Origin of the sequence: Sphingobium sp. SJ10-10, from assembly GCF_036038995.2 — a bacterium.
Classification (GTDB): domain Bacteria; phylum Pseudomonadota; class Alphaproteobacteria; order Sphingomonadales; family Sphingomonadaceae; genus Sphingobium.
Map to the genome: position 1 here is coordinate 1343291 of NZ_CP158132.1, position 17317 is coordinate 1360607.

The following is a 17317-nucleotide window of genomic DNA, read 5'->3' on the forward strand; positions in this document are numbered from 1 at the left end:
CGCGCGGTTGGCGCGAACAGCAGGCTACAAATGCGTCGCACTAAAGGTTCATATCGCGCCCTCTTGACGCAGCATTGCGATGTCCGCCGGGCCGTGCCCAAGTTCGCGCAGGATGGTATCGCTGTGTTCGCCGAGCGCGGGCACAGGACCCATGTGGCATTCATATTCGTTACTGGTGGCTGGAGGCAGAAGCGCCTGTAAAGGACCGGCTGCGGAGCCGATGGCGCGGAAACGGTGGCGGGCATGCAATTGCGGATGCGTCCAGAGATCGGCCACCTGATTCACGGCGGCGTTAGCGATCTGGGCCTCGTCCAGTCTGGCCCTTGCCTCGACCGACGTCAGATCAGAGAAGGAGTCGAGGATGATCCGCTGTAGCGCAGCACGGTTTTCGATACGCCGCACATTCGTATCGAAGCGCTGGTCATCGGCAAGATCTGCTTGGCCCAGCACTTTATCGCAGAACAACTGCCATTCGCGCTCATTCTGAAGGCCCATAATGACAACGCCGCCATCACCGGCCGCGAATGGTCCATAAGGGTAGATGGTCGCGTGAGAAGCGCTGTTGCGTCCCGGAGGAGTCTGCCCCTCGTAAGCATAATACATCGGGTAGCCCATCCACTCGGCCAACGCCTCCAGCATCGAGACCTCTATGTGTGAGCCGTGACCGGTCTGATGGCGCTGTAACAAGGCGCTGAGGATACCGGTATAGGCGTACATGCCGGCGGCGATGTCCGCGATGGAATTGCCGGCTTTACAGGGCTCCTCGGGTGTGCCCGTAATGGACAGGAAAGCGGCTTCACCCTGGATCAGAAGGTCATAGGCCTTTTTGTCGCTGTAGGGACCATTGGTGCCGTAGCCTGAAATGTCGCAGACAATCAGGCGTGGATGATGCAGACTTAGCGCTTCGTAGCCCAACCCCATGCGCACCGCCGCGCCCGGCACCAGATTCTGCACCAAAACGTCGGCCCGGGCAATCAATTCACCCAGCACCTGCCGTGCCTTGGGTTGCTTGAGATCGAGCGTCAAACTCTCCTTGGAACGGTTGGCCCAGACAAAATGCGAGGCCAGTCCGCGTGTACGGTGGTCATAGGCCCGGGCGAAGTCGCCGCTCCCGGGACGTTCCACCTTGATGACGCGAGCGCCGAGGTCAGCCAGTTGACGAGTGCAAAACGGAGCAGCAATCGCATGTTCGAGCGTGACGACGGTTATGCCGCTCAAAGGAAGTGCCTGCATATGGAGAGTCCTATCCCGCATCAAGCGAACTCGGCGCTCGCCGACATAGCGAGTTGACCTTGCGCGCCGCGCGCCCACAGTTGGGCGATCCGACCATCGACGCGGCCTGCCGTCATGAACGGTTCTGTGTCGAAGAGCGGGCTCACGGCTTTGAATTCGAAGCAGGCTATGGGCCGTTCGGGATGGACCCCGCGCAACGTCTCCATGAGGAGTGTGGCGATCAGGGGGCCATGTACTACCAGGCCCGGATAGCCTTCCTCCTGCATCGCGTAGGGACGATCGTAATGAATGCGGTGGCAGTTGAACGTGAGTGCTGAATAGCGCATCAGCAGGATGGGGTCAGGCGTGACGATGCGGGCGAACTGTTCGTTGACGGGTGCGGCGGGCGGTGCAGGCGCCTTGGCGCCGCTCACCGTTGCCTCACGGTAGACGATGTCCTGCTCTTCGCGGATGACCAGCCCCTGCACATCGGATATTTCGTGCTGCAAAGTAAGGAAGACCAGATGGCCGCTGCGGCCCACCTTGTCCCGCTTGGACAGGATACGCGAGGTACGCTGAGCGCTCACTCCCAGCATCAATGGCCGAATAAAGTATAAGCGGCCGCCGGCCCACATGCGGCGCGGAAGTGTTACGGACGGCATGAAGCTGCGGTCACGCCTCGGGTGCCCGTCGGTGCCAATATTGGACTGCCTTTCGGCTGGTAGAAAATACAGCCAGTGCCACAGCGGTGGCAGGACTTCGATGGGCGGCTGATCGGGATCCTGGTCCAATGCGGCACGCATCAGGCGAAGGGGTGCAGCCGAGATCTGGTCGCAAAGAACCTGAGTGCGCCCTACACGCGAGTCATGTGAAATCTCATTCATGGTCTAGAGAGCGCACGGGTCACCGTGATCTCCGTCAAATGAGTTTATCGATATCTTCACGTTGCTGATGTCGACTCCCGTATCGTCGGATTTCACAAACGCCTTCTCGTGGCACTTAATCGGTGCAAGGGTCATCATGACCAGAACGCCTTCCAAAGATCAGTAGGAACGGGGTAGCCCGAGCACATGCTCGGCGACGTAGCTCAATATCATGTTGGTGGAGACAGGCGCGACTTGGTACAGGCGCGTCTCGCGGAATTTGCGTTCCACATCGTATTCGCAAGCAAAACCGAAACCACCATATGTCTGTAGGCAAGCGTTGGCGGCTTCCCAGCTCGCCTTGGCTGCAAGATACTTTGCCATGTTGGCTTCAACACCCGCATTCTGGCACGCATCTATTTTCTCGCAAGCGCGCCACCGCATCAGGTTGGCGGCTTCCAGTTCGATGAAGGCCTCAGCCAGAGGGAACTGGACACCCTGATTCTGTCCGATAGGACGATCGAACACCTTGCGTTGGCTCGCATAGTCGCGCGCCTTTTCGAGAAACCAATAGCCATCGCCGATGCATTCGGCGGCGATCAAGGTGCGTTCCGCATTCAAACCGTCGAAAATGGCCTTCAAGCCTTTGCCTTCGGCGCCCAACAACGCGTCTTCGGGCAATTCCAGATTGTCGAAGAACAACTCGTTTGTCTCATGGTTGACCATGTTGAGAATGGGCCGCACCGTCAGGCCGTTACCGATGGCCTTGTCGAGTTCAACGATGAAACAACTCAGGCCATCGCTCTTTCGTTGCACCTCGGCCAGAGGGGTCGTGCGCGCGAGCAAGATCAGGAGGTCGCTGTGCTGTACGCGGGAAATCCAGACCTTTTGACCGTTTATGACCCAGCGTCCGTCCTTCCTGACTGCTGAAGTCCTGAGCTTCGTCGTATCGCTGCCAGTGCCCGGCTCGGTCACGCCCATGGATTGCACGCGCAACTCGCCGGCCGCGATGCGAGGCAGGTAACGCTCCTTCTGCGCTTGGGTGCCGCTGTACACGATAGTGTTCATCACATACATTTGTCCATGGCACGCTCCAGAATTGCCACCGGCGCGGTTGATTTCTTCCATAATCACCGACGCCTCGGCCATGGACAAACCGGAACCGCCGTATTCCTGTGGGATCAATGCGGCGAGCCAGCCCGCCTTGGTCAGCGCGTTGACGAAGTCCTCTGGGTAGGCGCGTTTCTCGTCAATTTGACGATGGTACTCGTTAGGAAACTGGCGGCAAAGATCGCGTACGGCATCGCGGATATCTCGATACTGATCAGGATGGAAAAGTGTGAATGCGGTCATGGGACCTCAGCGGCATGGATAAATTTTGAAAGGTAAGTGGCAGAAGCGGCATGGGTCATCGCCGGGGTACCGGCTAGCGAAGCAAAAACCTGATATGCATCCCGTTGAATTCGGCTGCATTCTCATACTGTGGCCAGTGCCCGCATTCATTCATGACGACAAATTGAGAATTCGGAATCATGCCCGCAATCTGTGCTCCCTCTGCAGGTGTTGCCGATGGATCGTGGGATGTCCAAACAACCAGGGTAGGGCATTGAATGGACTTATACTGAAGCTCCGTGATCATGTTAGGTCGCCGAACCTCCATGTCCTGTAGACACATAATGTGCTTCATCACTTCCGCGTAACCGGGCTGTGCATAGATTGCGCGCCGGGTTTCGATAAGGTCGTCGTTCACGCGACTCTTGTCGAACATAAGCCATTCGAGCCTGCTCCGGACACGTTCCGGGCTTGGGTCCGTCGCCGCTTCGATCGAGAGGCGTTTCAAGCGCTCCATCACCTCTGGATGAGCCGTCCATCCCCCCGCAGTGTTCAGCACCAGCTTTTCGACACGCTCCGGATGATGGACCGCAAGCCAGGTCGCCACCCAGCCGCCGAGGCTTTCACCCGAAATCAAGGCACGTTCGCGCCCCAGTGTGCGCACAACGGCAAGGACATGCCTCCCGTAGTCGGCTACTTGATAATCCGCTTGCGGTTTATCCGTCCATCCATGCCCCATCATGTCGATGGCCACGGTCCAGAAATGCTCCGCGTGAGGACCGAGGTTGCGGACATATGCCTCCGCATGTCCACCCACGCCGTGCAACAGGATCAGGAGCGGACGCGACCGATCACCGGCCATCAAATACCGCGTCTTGATTCCGTCCGCATCGAGCCAGCCCTGTTCGAAGGTAACGCCGCGCAATTCACTCCATATGCTTTCATATGTCACGGACGCTCTCCTCTTCATTCACGCCGGATAAGATCGCCATGCCGGACAGCCAGCCCTGAATGGCTTCATAGCAATACAAGTCAGTATGGATCGCGCCTCCAACGCGAAGCGCAGCCAAAGCCGCGATCCAACACAGGACTTCCGGCCCGGCACGCCCCCCCTCCCGAACGATGTGATCATATTGCATTGTGTCGAATATATCAGACTTCCCGAAGCGGAACGAATTCAGGAATTGCCGATCCCACTGTTCGGACACGGGCAATATGGATGCACTGCCGCGAGAGGCCTCATGGCTGACCGCAAGAGTACGTTTCTCTCGCTCCTGACGAGCGGCGGCAATAGATGTTGGGCCGTCGATCAGTTGCGCCCGAACATCGGGCGAAGATGTCGCGAGGCGAGGGATAGGTGGGTCGTGGCTCAGCCCGCCGGAACTGACAATGAGAACGCGCTTTCCCGTTCCCAAGGCAAAACGTCCAACGGCCTCGCCGATTTCTCGTACCCGCCGCGTTGTGGGCGAAGGCGGGGCGATGCAGTTGATGAAAATGGGAATGATCGGAAGACCGGAAAAACTGCCGAACATCTGTTCCCATATTTGCACGAAGCCATGATCGACCGTCATCCGCCGGCTGGTGGTGATGTCGAAGCCCTCTGCTATCAGGGCGCCGGCAAGTTCTTCCGCATCTGTAACCGGAACGGAGAGAGGCCCCGTGGCGGTCCCCCAGTCGCCGATGGACTCCGCGCTGATCCCGACGCAGAAGGTGGGCATCATGTTGTAAAAGAAAGAATTGAAATGGTCTGGTGAGAATTGAATGATCAGGTCGGCACCGAAATCGTCGATGAACCCGGCAAGTGACCTGAAGGCGGCGAGAATGGTTTCCCGAACACCACCCTCACATTCTCCTTTTTCCATGAGAGGAGAATGTGAGGCGCAGGCGAGCGCAAGTCGTCCACTCTTGGGCAGGCTATTCATTTCTGGTTATCACCTGCGGCTACAAGTACAAAGATCATCGTCGCTGGCTCCTGCGAGCGGTTTCGCCACGCGTGGCGGGTGCCGTGTTGCACAAGCACATCGCCACGCTTCAGGTCTACGCACTGGCCATCATCGAGTTCGGCGGTGATGCAGCCATCGAACACGATGTCATAATCGATCGTTGGAGTGCGGTGCATTCCGGGGTTATCCGGCTCGAACAACTCGGCCAGACCCGGAAGCCGCTCCAAATATTCACGACCGGCCGCGTTAGGATCAAAACGCGGATCCGCCATGACGGCATCGGGCGGGAAGGTCACGAACAGCAGTGCTGTCCCGCCCGGCCCCGGAATGATGCTGCTGATATGCGGCGTACGCCCCGGTTCGGCAGCCGGCGCAGTCTGCCACAGCATCGTGATAGAAAAGCCGGGCGTTTGAAGGAATGGCTGCTCCGGCAGTTCGACATCGTCGATGATCACCGATTTCCCATTGCGTTCAGCCGCGACCACACGGCGCCGCGTCATGCTCATCCGGTTTCTCCTAGAAACTCTGGCCAATCATAATGCCCCACGTGCGCGGCATTCCATAAGCCTCCACGTTACACCCGCACGCCGTGGCGAGGTCGAGACCCACCGTCTTGTATCGTTTATCAAATGCATTTTTGAGGAAAGCAGACAGGCTGAGACCGGACTGACTCTCCCACCGGACAGAGAAATCGGTCAAGGTTCGGCCACTTATCTTCTGTGACTGAAAGTTGCGGGCGTTGTGATAGACACTCGACTGGTGGCTGAGATTACCGCCAATCGTCAGGTCGCCGTCCATGGCAGGAAGGGTGTAACTGGCAACCAGACTGCCCGAAAATTCCGGCGCATAGGTCGGCCGCGCATCGCGGCTAACACCGGGCGCAACCTGAACGTTCTTGACCTTCGTATCCACATAGGCGACCGAGGCAGAGAGGTTGAACCCGCCGAACGGGCGCAGCGTTGCCTCCACTTCGACACCGTTCGTGCGGGCGTCCCGGTTTTGCACGAGGCCCGAAATATGTGTGAAAGTGAACGACTGATAATCTTTGTAGTCATAATGGAAGACCGAGAGATTGAGCGTGTAGCGGTTGCTCGGGCCGGTCAGCTTGACACCCGCTTCATAAGATAGAAGCGCCTCTGGCTCGTATGGAATTTCGGAAGGCTGAAGGGGAGGGGAACCGTCCGCCAGTTTGGCATTGTAGCTACCAGCCTTCACGCCGCGATTGATGCCCGCGTATAACAGCAGGCCCTGATGCGGCCTATATTCGAGTTGCGCCTTGCCAGCCCATGGCCAATCGGTTCGGGTTTGCTGGAACGACGGATGGAGGGGGAACAGCGCAGTCTCCGTGTCGATCACGTACGCGCCGCTGTCCGCATAGGCATCCGACGAAAACTCATAGTTCTGGTGTTCGCGGATTAGACGGCCCCCAACCACCAGGGTGAAAGCCGGGGCGAATTCCCAGTTCAGCTGGCCGAACAGAGAGACGGAGCGTGTTTTGAGTCTGTAGACGCTCATGGCATCCACGCCGGCGGGGAGACCGAAAGCGACCCCCAGCGCCGATCCCGCCGGACCAAGCAGCCCCTGCGCGTTTCGGGCGTCTATGTCGAGATAGAAGGCACCCGTAGTCCAGTTTACGCCACCGCTTGCGCCGCTCAAACGCAGTTCCTGTGAAATGGAGCGGACATTGGAGCGAGTGCCGAAGTCAAAAGCGTTGACAGGTGAAGCCTCGCCATCGAGCAGGAAGTTCTTCTTGTAACGAGACCAAGAGGTGACGGACGCCAATTGTGCACCGCCAAGATCGGCATCGATGTGCAGCGCGCCATTATAGGCGCGGAAGCTGTTGGAGTTCTTTTTGGCGAATTCTTCCGAAAGACGCCGCTCGCCGATGTCCACCGGCACATAGCCGAACCAGCTTGCTCCCGGTGCCCGGTGCCCGTCATTATTCGGACTGTAAAGGAAGCCTTGGAAGCCGAGAACTGCCGGATTATAGTAATTCTGCCCGTTCGGGCCAGCGGCCGCGCGCGTCTCGGTTGGTGAAGCAAAGAAACCTCCCACGACGCGGTCCTGTCCATCCACAACCGGCACGACAGAAGATGTCGTCCAGGGTGAGGAGGAGAGGTTTTGACGAAGCGCTGAACCGGTCAGGCGGATTGTCAGGCCATCATTGGGCTGGACGAGCAACTGCGCGCGGCCCGCCAGCTTGTCATCACCGCCTAGGTCCTGTCCAATAGGCGAGATGGCGCTAGCGCCGAAGTTCAGCGGTGTGCCAGTCACCATGCCGGCCGGATAGCTGTTCCTCCACACGGCTCCATGCCGGTCCCAAGTGCCCGATACACGCAGCGCTGTGCTGTCGCCTATCGGGATGTTTAGCGCGCCTTCCAGCGTCGTCTGATCGAAGCGGCCATAGGTCGCGTTTGCATAACCGCCATATTTGCTTAGCTCAGGCTTATTGACAATAAAGTGGACGAGGCCGCCCGTTGCGTTGCGGCCAAAGAGCGTGCCTTGTGGCCCTTTGAGCGCTTCTACGCGGGCGAGGTCGAATAGGGCCATGCCATGACCCTGCTGTGAGTTGATATAGACATCGTCGATATAGACAGCGACCGGTCCTTCGATGGCGTCATTATAGTCGCTCTGTGTCACGCCGCGGATCGAAAACTGCATGCCTTGTCCGCCTACGGCGCCTGACGCTGTGATTCCGGGCGTGAATTTGGTGATTTCAATGCTGGAAGTGATACCTGCCGTGCGCAGGGTCTCTCCGGAGAAGGCGGAGACCGAAATGCCCACGTTCTGAAGTTTCTCGCTCCGACGCTGAGCAGTGACCACGATTTCCATCATAGGATCGTTGTTTTCGACCGGCTCCGCAATAGCGCTGGCGCTCTGCTCTGTCGTCTTCTCGATATTCTGGGCGTAGCCGGCAGCCGGAAATGTTGCCCATGCCGCGCTGACTCCGGCAAGTAATATCTTCCTCATGATCCCCTCCAGGTTTTCTGGTTTTACTGTAGATTTGGCGACCGCACGCTTGAGCTGTTCTCTTTCCGCCAACTCGGATTTGTTTACGGCCCGAGGATCAATGCCGACAATGGCGAGACACATAATGTTCGCATGGCGAACTCATGTTTGAGTGGAGCCACGGCACCGTGGAGTAAAGGATAAAAGGAAATTCTAGGGTAATATTGCGGTTTGGGTGAAAGGAGCTTACAGGGTTGTTCGCTATGAGAAACACTGAAGAAGATCCGATTGCATCTGCTCGGGCAGCCAAGCAGACTCATCGCCGGGTCACGGCGTTAAGTCGTGGACTTGATGTTTTGATTCAGGTTGGCTTGAAACGGTCGACGGTCGCGGAAATCGCGGCACACACCCGATTAAACAGAACAACGGTGTATCGCTTTCTGGCCACATTGGAGGCTGATGGCTATCTGATCCGCAGCCCGTCCAATCACGAATACCGGCTATCATCCAAAGTGCGCCTGCTCAGCGATGGCTTCACTGATCCGCTTTGGGTCACTCAGATCGCGGCCCCGGTTCTCATGCAGTTGCTGAAAAAGACATCATGGCCAGGCAGTCTCGCCACCTTCGATGGCCGGTTCATGGTATTTCGAGAAACCACTCATCGCTTCGGCTCGTTTTTCGTGCACAAGCCGATGATCGGACGTCAAGTCCCACTGTCGAGCGCGCTGGGCCAAGCATTCCTCGCATTTTCAGGAGAGGCCATCCGACGCCCTCTCCTGAAGCCATTCATTTATGATTGGGAACAGAGCGGCTTCGGGCGCATGGGCATCCGCGATGCACAACGCCACCTCGGCAAGGTCCGCAGCCGCGGTTTTGCCACGGCGATCGGCAGCATAGAAGCCGATGTTGCAGCGATCGGCAGGCCCATAATGCGCAACGGCCAGGTATTGGCATGTATGAATATTGTCATGTCCCCCGAGGCGTTCGCCAACCCCTCTCGATTCGATGCAGTTCAACGACATTTGGCGGACGCGATAGGCGGCATAGAAGCCGAACTCAATCAACAATGACAAATCTGGCACCTCCGTGACTGCCGTCCGTTGCAGAACACGGTTTGAGCTTGAACGTGTAAATGATCGAGTGCTGTCCTCTATCAGGTCTTCGAATGCGGCATTTCAGAAACCGCTGGGCGGCACTATGATCCGCGGATCATATCTAAAACTACTTTCTGATCTGCCCCCTTAACCGCCAATGGCCCGCAAATCGGTTCGGCTACTTATCACAGTCAGACCAGAGATGCCGTCATATACCCCATATGGTTCCCCGACAGGCTCATCCAGACCCAAATAATCCCAATGGACAGATGGCATGTCTGATGGTATAGCAATCGTGCTAAAGGCAAATAGCGACGTTAAATCAATACCTTGCCACGGTGCCCGGGTGCCCGTAGGGGTCACCATATGCCGATTTCGGCGCGGAATGCTGCGATTCAGCCTTTCTTGACCTCTCGCTGGTACAGCGCCTTGGTACAGCGAGACGAGAATGGCACAGATGGCACAGCCGTGGCGGCACCCCAAGACCGGGGCTTATTACCTCCGTAGACAGATCCCCGAGAACCTCCGCCCTGCCTTCGGCATGCGGGCGGTGCACAAGCAGTCGCTGCGTACGAAGGATTTCGTTCGGGCGGCGCAGTTGTTCATCGCGGTCAACGCGGAATTCGAGCAGCAGCTTGAGACGGCGCGCCAGCGACTTGCCGCGACGGGAGACCCGCGCCCCTGCCAACGCGAGCAGGCTGAGCATCTCATCCGAGCTTATTTTGAAGGGGGGGCCCCTGACGGCGGGCTGGACGGGCATGAGCGGCTTCGTCTCGCGTTTCAGGAAGTCGATCGGGGCATTTTTGCGGCCGAACCGCAGGCGTGCCTTAGCGGGCCCGCCCTGTCGTCGCCTGATCGCTGGTGGGAGCTTTCGATCAATGCGGCGCTGTTTCGGTCTCATGAAGCAAAGCTACGAGAGAACGGAGTCGGCCTCCCTTGGTCGAAGCAAGGGAAGTGGCGGGCATCTGATCCCATTGCGCAACAGGATGTCCGGCTCGCGCAGGCAGATCGAGTCGTGGAGCAGATTGCCCGTTATGCGAACCTCCGCCGCGCGGACCTTCCCGATGGCATCGGCGAAGCTGTAGTGAGCTATCTTGACGAGGCGCGACTGGAGGAAGAGGGTTCGGCTCGTAAGCCGGTCGGCGCGGTGTCAAGGCTCAAGCCCGACATGCGTCTCGGCGAACTCTTCAATCTATGGAACGAGGGAATGAACCCTCGCCCTCAAACCGCTAGCGAATATCGTCGCGCGATAGATGGTTTCATCGATTACATCGGTGATATTGCGGCTATGGAGGTGACGGAGGACGACCTTCACAACTGGCTCGACGCACTGGTGAAGATGCCCGCCAGACTGCCTGCTGCGGACCGTGCTCTGACGTTTACCGCGCGCCTCACGAAGTACGGCAACGTCGAGGGAGGGAAAATTAGCGCTACCACCGCCAAGAAGCAGCTCGGAGCGCTCCAGGCAATCCTCGGGTTCGGGAAGCGTAAACGGCTCATTGTGAGGGATGTCAGCAAGGGCATTGCGGTGGACGGTTACACAAAGACTAAGGGTAAGGGTCGCCGTACGTTCCTCGACAGCGAGATTGCGGCGCTTTTCACAGCGCCGTTGTTTCTCAATCCCGCCGACTGGCGGATCGCTGGCGCTGCGGTATCGGACAGCACGATGTTCTGGCTCCTCCTCATTGGGCTCACCTCGGGGGCACGGTTGGAGGAGATCGGGCAGGCGGCGATCGCAGATGTGCGGCGGGATGACTACGTCACCTACATCGATATCGACGATTATGACTCCGATGCCGACGAGGAATCGGACAACAAAAGCGTAAAAACAGATGGTTCACGTCGGTTGGTGCCGATTCATGACATGGTGATCGCCTGCGGATTTCACGTCTATATCGAAGCGCTCCGTTATGCCGGGCATAAGGAGCTTTTCCCGGATTTGTCCGCGAACATCTTCGGAAAGCGGACCCAGGCCGCATCGCAAAGGATCAACCGCCTCGTTGACCGGCAGGTCAGCGGCGACCGTCGGCTGGTCTACCACTCTTTCCGGCACACCTTTAAAAATCGCGGTCGCACGGCAGCTGTGCAGGAAATGGTATTGAACCAGCTGTGCGGCCATGCGGCGACCACCGTAGGCGGCAAATATGGCGAAGGGCAACCGCTTTGGGTCCTCTATCGCGAGCTGCACAAGCTTGATTTCTCTTGCGTAGACTGGCCTTCGATCAAGACGGCCCTGGCTGACTTCAATTGGGATGGTGTGGTTCAACAGCTACCAGCGCCCCGCCGGGAAGCCGCCTAGAGCGAACAGGTCACCATCTTGCCGACCGATGGCCTCGCTCCGTTCAGCCAGAGAATTCTGGAGACCTGCGGGCCGCCGAACTTGGCGGCCCCGATGACTCAATTCAGCTATCAAGTGCCGCCGAGAGCGCCTTCTCGATGCTGCGCAACAGCGCAGTTCTTTCCCGCTTGGTCAGATCCTGATTCAGCGGTTTGACCTTAAGCGACAGGGATCGATCCGCCTTCCGGACCAGGCGTACCTTGGCGATTTCGTTGACATCATCGAGATCGATGCACCGTTGAGCGGTGAGTTGGTCGCCCTCAAGGAACAGCTCTTCAAGCAATTTCGGCCCGGGAAGGCGCAATTCAAGCTCCCGGATTTGCCTCGCCCGCATCAGAGCAGCCCCGCGTCGCGTGTCGTCGCTCAAGCCTGCCTGCAGTTTCGAAGCGAAATTGATGCTCATGCTCTCGGGATCGAGCAGGACGTCGAGGATCGCCTGGGGAACGTTCAGAAGCGACAAGGTCCGGCTGACCGTCGCGACGTCCTTGCCGACGGCTTCCGCCAGGCGATCCTGCCGGCCCTCGTGGAATTGCGTCATCGCCCAATGCCACGACCTTGCGCGCTGAAGTGGCGTGACATCCTGCCGCCCGGCATTTTCCGCCTCCGAGATTCGCCAGGCTTCCTCGTCATCGACCGAGATGAGTTTGACCTTCAACTCAAGGTCGTGCCCCCTCGTGACGAGCAGACTGATGGCAGCGTGCCGACGCATCCCCGCAATGATTTCATAATGTCCGGACACCTCATTGGAGCGCCGCACAATGATGGGAATGCGCTGGCCCTCCCGGGCGATGCTGTCCAGCAGGTCAGCCGAGCGGCGCGGACAGAACTCCTGCGAATGCCGGGCATTGCCACGCCACGGGATGCAGAGTGATGGATCAACCCTTTGGACAGTATCCGCCTCAGCCCGTTGTTCTTGATCATCGGGCGCTTTGGAAAATAGCTGCGCCTGCGCGTCAGTCGTCTGGTTCATGGTCATCTCCGAATCGGAAGCACCGCGCTTCCGATCGGGGCATGGCACGCATCGTGCGCAAACTTGCTGGAGGTCATGCTGACGGCGGCCCCTATGGGTGGCGTTCACCAATGACTTGCAGCAGCGTGCGCACCCCAACGCTTAGGTTGAGCATTTGTCGCCAGGTCAGGACCCGAAGCTTTTTCGGAATCGGTTCACGCTGCGCGTCATCGCCTTGCCGATCGGGCCATTTTCGGAAGCCTCAAATCTGCGGATTGTGCTCGCCTCGGCGACCGCCTTGTCCGCCATGTTGCGGAACGGGCTAGCCGCTTGTGATGGTCCCAGCGCAAATTCTATTGATGCGATCTTGTCCACCAGGGAGAAGCCTCTGCCCATCACATGGTCCAGCCCATCTGTAGATGCGCCCGAGCGATTTTCGATGACAAAGTCGGTACCGTCGTAGTCGGCCACTCCTTCGTTCGTTAGATAATCACCCGTTTCCAAGTCAGTATGATCACTTCCGGTTTCAACAGAGATGCTGGATTGATCTCGTGTTATTGCGCATCGGTAAATGGCAAAAAGATTAAACTTCGCATCGGATTTCTCCCGATGCGCGGTGGCAATGAGTTTATCTCCCCGAGTTTCGTCGCCACTACCCCATTTCTGAATCAGACCTTCTCTCGTTAGAGAAATGAAGGAAGAATATATTTCGCCTACCGCGTAAGCTAGGCAGGTGAGTGTTGAAGCGCCATATCGCACGGTGGCCGCAACCATGTCCGCCTCCCTGCTTCCCTCAGCTTCCTTGATCGCTTCGATCTGCGCCTTTAGCGAGACGTTGGCGCCGAATTTCTCACGCCTTTTTCCTCCCGCTTTCTGATGGACAATGTCCACGACCGTCAGCGAGCGCGTTTTTTTGCTTTTCGAGAAACCGTCAACGAAAGGTGCAACCCAGGAATCCAGGTGCGCCAGATAGTCGTGCAAACTGGCAAGTTGTTCGATCGTGGCGGCCGTTTCTCCCGCGACTTGGCCTGACGTGAAGCCAAGTGCGGTGGCTTGATCTAATGCCAGGGCTCGCAGGTTGTTTGATTCGATAAATGCGTGGAGTTCTGCTTCTTCCTTAATCTTGATGCTTTCCCCGTGTGACCATTTGGCAGCCAGGCGGGCCAATCTGCGGGCCTCCTCCAGAGGCACAGCGGCGCCTCCGACGGTAAGCCGCACTGGGGCTTCTGGCGATCCAGATTCAAAACCGTTCCATTCTGCATGGAATAGTCGTGCGGCGTGGATTTGGGCTCTGAGGTAAATCCAGAAGACTGAGACCTGGCGGTAAACGTCCAAAAGGTCGCCGCGGTCGTCGGGTCTTCTGTTCGCGATATAGCGGCGCGCCCTCTCCCTGTAGCCCTGGATGAGAAAATTAGCGAACGGGCGATGATCGACTATCAGGCGAAATACCGCGGCGGCGGCTGCCCAAGGATCTGGCTTCGATAAAATGGCGGTGTGTTTCAGAGATCGCCGCCGGGATTTTTCTTTGTGGCGATTGTTTTCCCATAACGGGCGAAGCGCGTTAATGAGCGCCGTGATAACCTCCTCATTGCGAGGAGCGTGCATCATCCAGCGGAAGCGTTCAGCGAGCTCCGCCGCATCAACAGGGATGCAGCTTTTCGGAAAGCGGACGTCCGCGTCATCGAGCCAGCCGGACGGGCTGCGGCAGAAATCGTCCGACGCGAGGAGAGCTTTGCCATAGCTTTCGCGATCCCCGCGGACCCATCCTGAGTTGGCGAAACGCCCGCGCTTAACCGCTTCCTTGAGATCTGCCCGTGCCGCTGGGATGTCGGCGGCCGACAGCTTTATCAGTTCGAAGGGTATCCTTGCGTTCATGTCGCACTCTTCATTGCTGGAGAGTGCGACATGAATAGCGAAGGTTTTAATCCGCTTAATTTTCAACCTGTTCCAGCTGCGAAACATAAAGTTCGAGTAGCCGGAGATTGCCTGCCAGACGCTTGTGAGCCCGGCCGATTTCGTCCTGATGACGCTTCAAATCAGCCGCCGAAATTTCACCAGCCGCGACTTTCGCCTCAAGTGCGAGTGATTGAGCTTCGATTTCCTTGATTTTGGCTTCGACAGCCTGACGGTTCTGCTGCACCAAAGACAGCCTGATATTCTCGCTTTGGTCGGCATCGGCGTAGCCGCTCGTCAGACCAACCATGCTATTCTCATCTTTCATCGAAATTCTCCTTTGAGTTTATCTGGTGGAATGGGAACACGGGGTGGCGCTCGGCTGCGATGCCAATGGCAGCGGGCCAGCGGCAGAATTGGAATGATCTGCATCATCAACCTTCCCAGTCCGGAAGGCGATCGGGGGGCTGCCAGAAGATCGGATGACCGCCCTTCAGCTTGATCCAGTCATAGGCGGTGCCACGTCGCAGACGGCGGGGTTCCTCGATCCCCAAGCGCTTACAAATCAAGCCGATGAGATAATATTGCCGGGCGGACATGGGCAGCTTGCGCCAGTCGCTCAATGTGCCCGCCCGATCTCTCGCTTCGAATTCCGCTGTCTGCTGATCACGAAGCGTTTTCGCCCATGCCCAGGCCACCCGCGCGCCCTCGGCATGACACCAGGCGAGCCGCTTCGGGCAGGCGAAGATGTTTGCGAGATATGCGCCCCGGCCGCCGGCGACCTCGGCAGCGGAGATCGCTATCCAATATGCATACAGCGGCCCGTGATGTTCGAGGCCGAGAATGGCCAGATCGTCCAGATCAACGTAGCCGCCTTTTTCAGCGACCGAGCCGTGCGCGAACAATTTGTTGTTGCGGGTGCGGCTGTTCGTCCGGCGGATATTTTCCTGCCGGACGTGGAAGGATAGCCTTTCCGCGTCGCCTTCTCGGACGGCGGCGGCGGCCTTCATGATCCTGACGCGTGCGCGCACGGAGGCGATTTGGCTGCGCAACGCATTTCGCGCGTCGGAAGAAGAAGCTGGTTCGGAAGCTGTTAGGTCACGTTGCATGACCTCCTTAGATCATGATTCGTTGCCAAACTTGCTGGAGGTCATCCGCGCTGTCAGCGGCTATGACGGTGGCGCAAATAACAGTTCGTCAATCCGGCAGGCTGCCCTCCGGATGGTGCTGATGACGCCGCTTTTCGCCTCCGCCTGGGCGAGGTCGTAACATCGCTCCAGCAACGCAAGGATCGTCACCCGCTCGATGTCCGGGAGCGAGGTCAGGCCGCACATCGCGAGGGCTACGTTCGCGGCGTCCTTGCCATTAGTGGGCTCCGGCAAATCGCCTGCGACAATCTGCATCAGCATGGCGGCGGGCGTCCCCACTGGTACGGTCAGAGCCATCTTGGCGCCGGTTGCTCGCTTGGTGAACATCTCGCGCCGCTTTGCGGTGCCGCCAAGCCGACCGATGAATGCGGCGAGATCAGCGCGATCGAACTGCGATTGCTGGGCAAAGTAAAAGATAGGCAGCCATTCGGCATGCGATGCCTCCACCGCGAAACGGATATATTCGACCGGCCGGAACAGCGTCTCCTGCTTGAGAAAATTCTTTAAAAGATTTGCGTCGGTCACAACACCGCGGCTTCCGATACGGTCGTCACCGATGGCGCAAACCTCGCCGATCAACCGCAGCGTCGGGGCACCGTCCACCTCGCTGAACTCTCCCTCGCGGATGAAGCTGAGTTGGTCGAGCAGCGTCTTGTCGATCGAAATCGGGCGCTTGCCGTCGTCGAGGACGCCGTCTTCGAGGTCAGCAAGCAGAACGCGACCGGGGCCGCGTTGCAGCAACTTCTCCACCATCGGCAGAATCTGTTGACGAGCCATAGCGTCGCGTTCGTCGAGCATAGTGCGAAGGTCGCCATATTTGATGCGCGACGACTGACCAGGGTAGCGGAAGAAGATATCTCCTTCTCGGATATCGCCTTCTTGCTTGGTGACGATGACGGGACGGCTCGGATGCTGCTCCACATGGAGGACGCCGACCGCTTTGCCGCCCAAGTCCATAACTGCCGAACTGACCCGCGGTGTCGGGTCGAGTTTTGCCTTAATATGCGAGGTAAGGTCGGCCGGATCGAGATTAGCGAATTCCGTGCCAGCCAGGCCAAGAACCGCGAAACTCTTGTCGATCCCGTCTGGCTGGGCGGTATCCTTGTCGTGCACACCAAACAGAATGTAGCCGCCCCGGTTGTTGGCGAGCGCCGCAATCGCACGAAGCCAGACGTGCGGATTGCGCAAGCGAAAACTTGCCTTGCATTCGTGCTCGTCAGTTTCGCCGGGGCAAAAGCGCCAGATGCCATCAGCATCCTGCGCGAACAATTCCGCGATCGTGACCGGATCCAGCGGACCCCTCGGCGGTGATGGGGCGACCGCCGCCGACACCGTCGGCATGTTGGCTGACACCTGCTGAAATCTGCCCAGAAAGGTATCCAGGGTCGCATCATCGGCCGCGGGAATCGTGGCGGAGTCGCTATAGCTTCCGTCCGCAATGTTGGTGATGCGACCGGAATTCACCTGTCGATCTGGGCGATTAAAGTAAAACTGGATGGAGCTGTTTCGCATCCCGCGATCGCGCATCGCTTTTATAAGAGCAATCTCTTCGTTGGTTATACTTCTCTTCGCCATTTTTTAGCCCCCACTTCGTGG

14 protein-coding genes are annotated in these 17317 nt (G+C 58.2%); 2 read left to right on the plus strand and 12 right to left on the minus strand.

Annotated elements, in window-relative coordinates; all coding sequences use genetic code 11:
- Positions 1-48 precede the first annotated feature (48 nt).
- From VVT58_RS06380 to VVT58_RS06410, 7 genes are all read right to left on the minus strand, one after another.
- Entirely contained in the window at positions 49-1233 is a 1185-nt protein-coding gene (locus tag VVT58_RS06380) for a CaiB/BaiF CoA-transferase family protein (RefSeq protein WP_066560401.1), read from the minus strand.
- A gap of 20 nt (positions 1234-1253) precedes the next feature.
- On the minus strand, positions 1254-2003 hold the full coding sequence (locus VVT58_RS06385) for an acyl-CoA dehydrogenase (RefSeq protein ID WP_197672730.1): 750 nt from the start codon (positions 2001-2003) through the stop codon (positions 1254-1256).
- Positions 2004-2255: 252 nt separating this feature from the next.
- The gene (locus VVT58_RS06390) at positions 2256-3428 is read right to left on the minus strand and encodes an acyl-CoA dehydrogenase family protein (RefSeq protein ID WP_066560397.1); all 1173 of its coding nucleotides are present in this window, start codon (positions 3426-3428) and stop codon (positions 2256-2258) included.
- Positions 3429-3501: 73 nt separating this feature from the next.
- Positions 3502-4359: an alpha/beta fold hydrolase gene (locus VVT58_RS06395; protein ID WP_197672729.1), complete on the minus strand. Its 858-nt coding sequence runs from the start codon at positions 4357-4359 to the stop codon at positions 3502-3504.
- Positions 4349-5329, minus strand: coding sequence for a 3-carboxyethylcatechol 2,3-dioxygenase (locus VVT58_RS06400; protein ID WP_066560393.1), 981 nt, complete (start codon positions 5327-5329; stop codon positions 4349-4351). The genes VVT58_RS06395 and VVT58_RS06400 overlap by 11 nt, the downstream gene beginning before the upstream one ends.
- Positions 5326-5856, minus strand: a complete 531-nt coding sequence (locus VVT58_RS06405) for a cupin domain-containing protein (RefSeq protein ID WP_082748707.1) — start codon at positions 5854-5856, stop codon at positions 5326-5328. Before VVT58_RS06405 ends, VVT58_RS06400 begins: the two co-directional genes overlap by 4 nt.
- Positions 5857-5866: 10 nt before the next feature.
- Positions 5867-8443 carry a TonB-dependent receptor gene (locus tag VVT58_RS06410; protein ID WP_082748705.1) on the minus strand — a complete coding sequence of 859 codons (2577 nt, stop codon included), beginning with the start codon at positions 8441-8443 and terminating at the stop codon, positions 5867-5869.
- Between the two features lie 119 nt (positions 8444-8562).
- Here VVT58_RS06410 and VVT58_RS06415 point away from each other — a divergent pair, with 119 nt between their 5' ends.
- On the plus strand, positions 8563-9369 hold the full coding sequence (locus VVT58_RS06415; protein ID WP_082748703.1) for a helix-turn-helix domain-containing protein: 807 nt from the start codon (positions 8563-8565) through the stop codon (positions 9367-9369).
- 472 nt (positions 9370-9841) lie between these two features.
- A complete protein-coding gene (locus VVT58_RS06420) occupies positions 9842-11692 on the plus strand; it encodes a site-specific integrase (RefSeq protein ID WP_327752093.1) in 1851 nt (616 codons plus the stop codon).
- Positions 11693-11795: 103 nt separating this feature from the next.
- Here the strand turns inward: VVT58_RS06420 and VVT58_RS06425 are convergent, their stop codons facing one another.
- The 5 genes from VVT58_RS06425 to VVT58_RS06445 all read right to left on the minus strand — a co-directional run bounded on the left by VVT58_RS06425 (position 11796) and on the right by VVT58_RS06445 (position 17296).
- Entirely contained in the window at positions 11796-12707 is a 912-nt protein-coding gene (locus VVT58_RS06425) for a ParB/RepB/Spo0J family partition protein (protein WP_327752092.1), read from the minus strand.
- A gap of 159 nt (positions 12708-12866) precedes the next feature.
- Positions 12867-14642 carry a hypothetical protein gene (locus VVT58_RS06430; protein WP_327752091.1) on the minus strand — a complete coding sequence of 592 codons (1776 nt, stop codon included), beginning with the start codon at positions 14640-14642 and terminating at the stop codon, positions 12867-12869.
- Positions 14611-14901, minus strand: coding sequence for a hypothetical protein (locus VVT58_RS06435; protein WP_327752090.1), 291 nt, complete (start codon positions 14899-14901; stop codon positions 14611-14613). Before VVT58_RS06435 ends, VVT58_RS06430 begins: the two co-directional genes overlap by 32 nt.
- A gap of 106 nt (positions 14902-15007) precedes the next feature.
- Positions 15008-15583 carry a hypothetical protein gene (locus tag VVT58_RS06440; RefSeq protein ID WP_327752089.1) on the minus strand — a complete coding sequence of 192 codons (576 nt, stop codon included), beginning with the start codon at positions 15581-15583 and terminating at the stop codon, positions 15008-15010.
- Positions 15584-15742: 159 nt separating this feature from the next.
- The gene (locus VVT58_RS06445; protein ID WP_327752088.1) at positions 15743-17296 is read right to left on the minus strand and encodes an ATP-binding protein; all 1554 of its coding nucleotides are present in this window, start codon (positions 17294-17296) and stop codon (positions 15743-15745) included.
- Between the last annotated feature and the right edge of the window lie 21 nt (positions 17297-17317).

What these genes read in the sequence shown, in the direction of transcription:
- VVT58_RS06380 (WP_066560401.1), bottom strand. Translation starts at nt 1,233, where the DNA reads ATGCAGGCACTTCCTTTGAGCGGCATAACCGTCGTCACGCTCGAACAT.
- VVT58_RS06390 (WP_066560397.1), bottom strand. Translation starts at nt 3,428, where the DNA reads ATGACCGCATTCACACTTTTCCATCCTGATCAGTATCGAGATATCCGC.
- VVT58_RS06400 (WP_066560393.1), bottom strand. Translation starts at nt 5,329, where the DNA reads ATGAATAGCCTGCCCAAGAGTGGACGACTTGCGCTCGCCTGCGCCTCA.
- VVT58_RS06405 (WP_082748707.1), bottom strand. Translation starts at nt 5,856, where the DNA reads ATGAGCATGACGCGGCGCCGTGTGGTCGCGGCTGAACGCAATGGGAAA.
- VVT58_RS06410 (WP_082748705.1), bottom strand. Translation starts at nt 8,443, where the DNA reads ATGTGTCTCGCCATTGTCGGCATTGATCCTCGGGCCGTAAACAAATCC.
- VVT58_RS06415 (WP_082748703.1), top strand. Translation starts at nt 8,563, where the DNA reads ATGAGAAACACTGAAGAAGATCCGATTGCATCTGCTCGGGCAGCCAAG.
- VVT58_RS06420 (WP_327752093.1), top strand. Translation starts at nt 9,842, where the DNA reads ATGGCACAGATGGCACAGCCGTGGCGGCACCCCAAGACCGGGGCTTAT.
- VVT58_RS06425 (WP_327752092.1), bottom strand. Translation starts at nt 12,707, where the DNA reads ATGACCATGAACCAGACGACTGACGCGCAGGCGCAGCTATTTTCCAAA.
- VVT58_RS06430 (WP_327752091.1), bottom strand. Translation starts at nt 14,642, where the DNA reads ATGTTTCGCAGCTGGAACAGGTTGAAAATTAAGCGGATTAAAACCTTC.
- VVT58_RS06435 (WP_327752090.1), bottom strand. Translation starts at nt 14,901, where the DNA reads ATGAAAGATGAGAATAGCATGGTTGGTCTGACGAGCGGCTACGCCGAT.
- VVT58_RS06440 (WP_327752089.1), bottom strand. Translation starts at nt 15,583, where the DNA reads ATGAAGGCCGCCGCCGCCGTCCGAGAAGGCGACGCGGAAAGGCTATCC.
- VVT58_RS06445 (WP_327752088.1), bottom strand. Translation starts at nt 17,296, where the DNA reads ATGGCGAAGAGAAGTATAACCAACGAAGAGATTGCTCTTATAAAAGCG.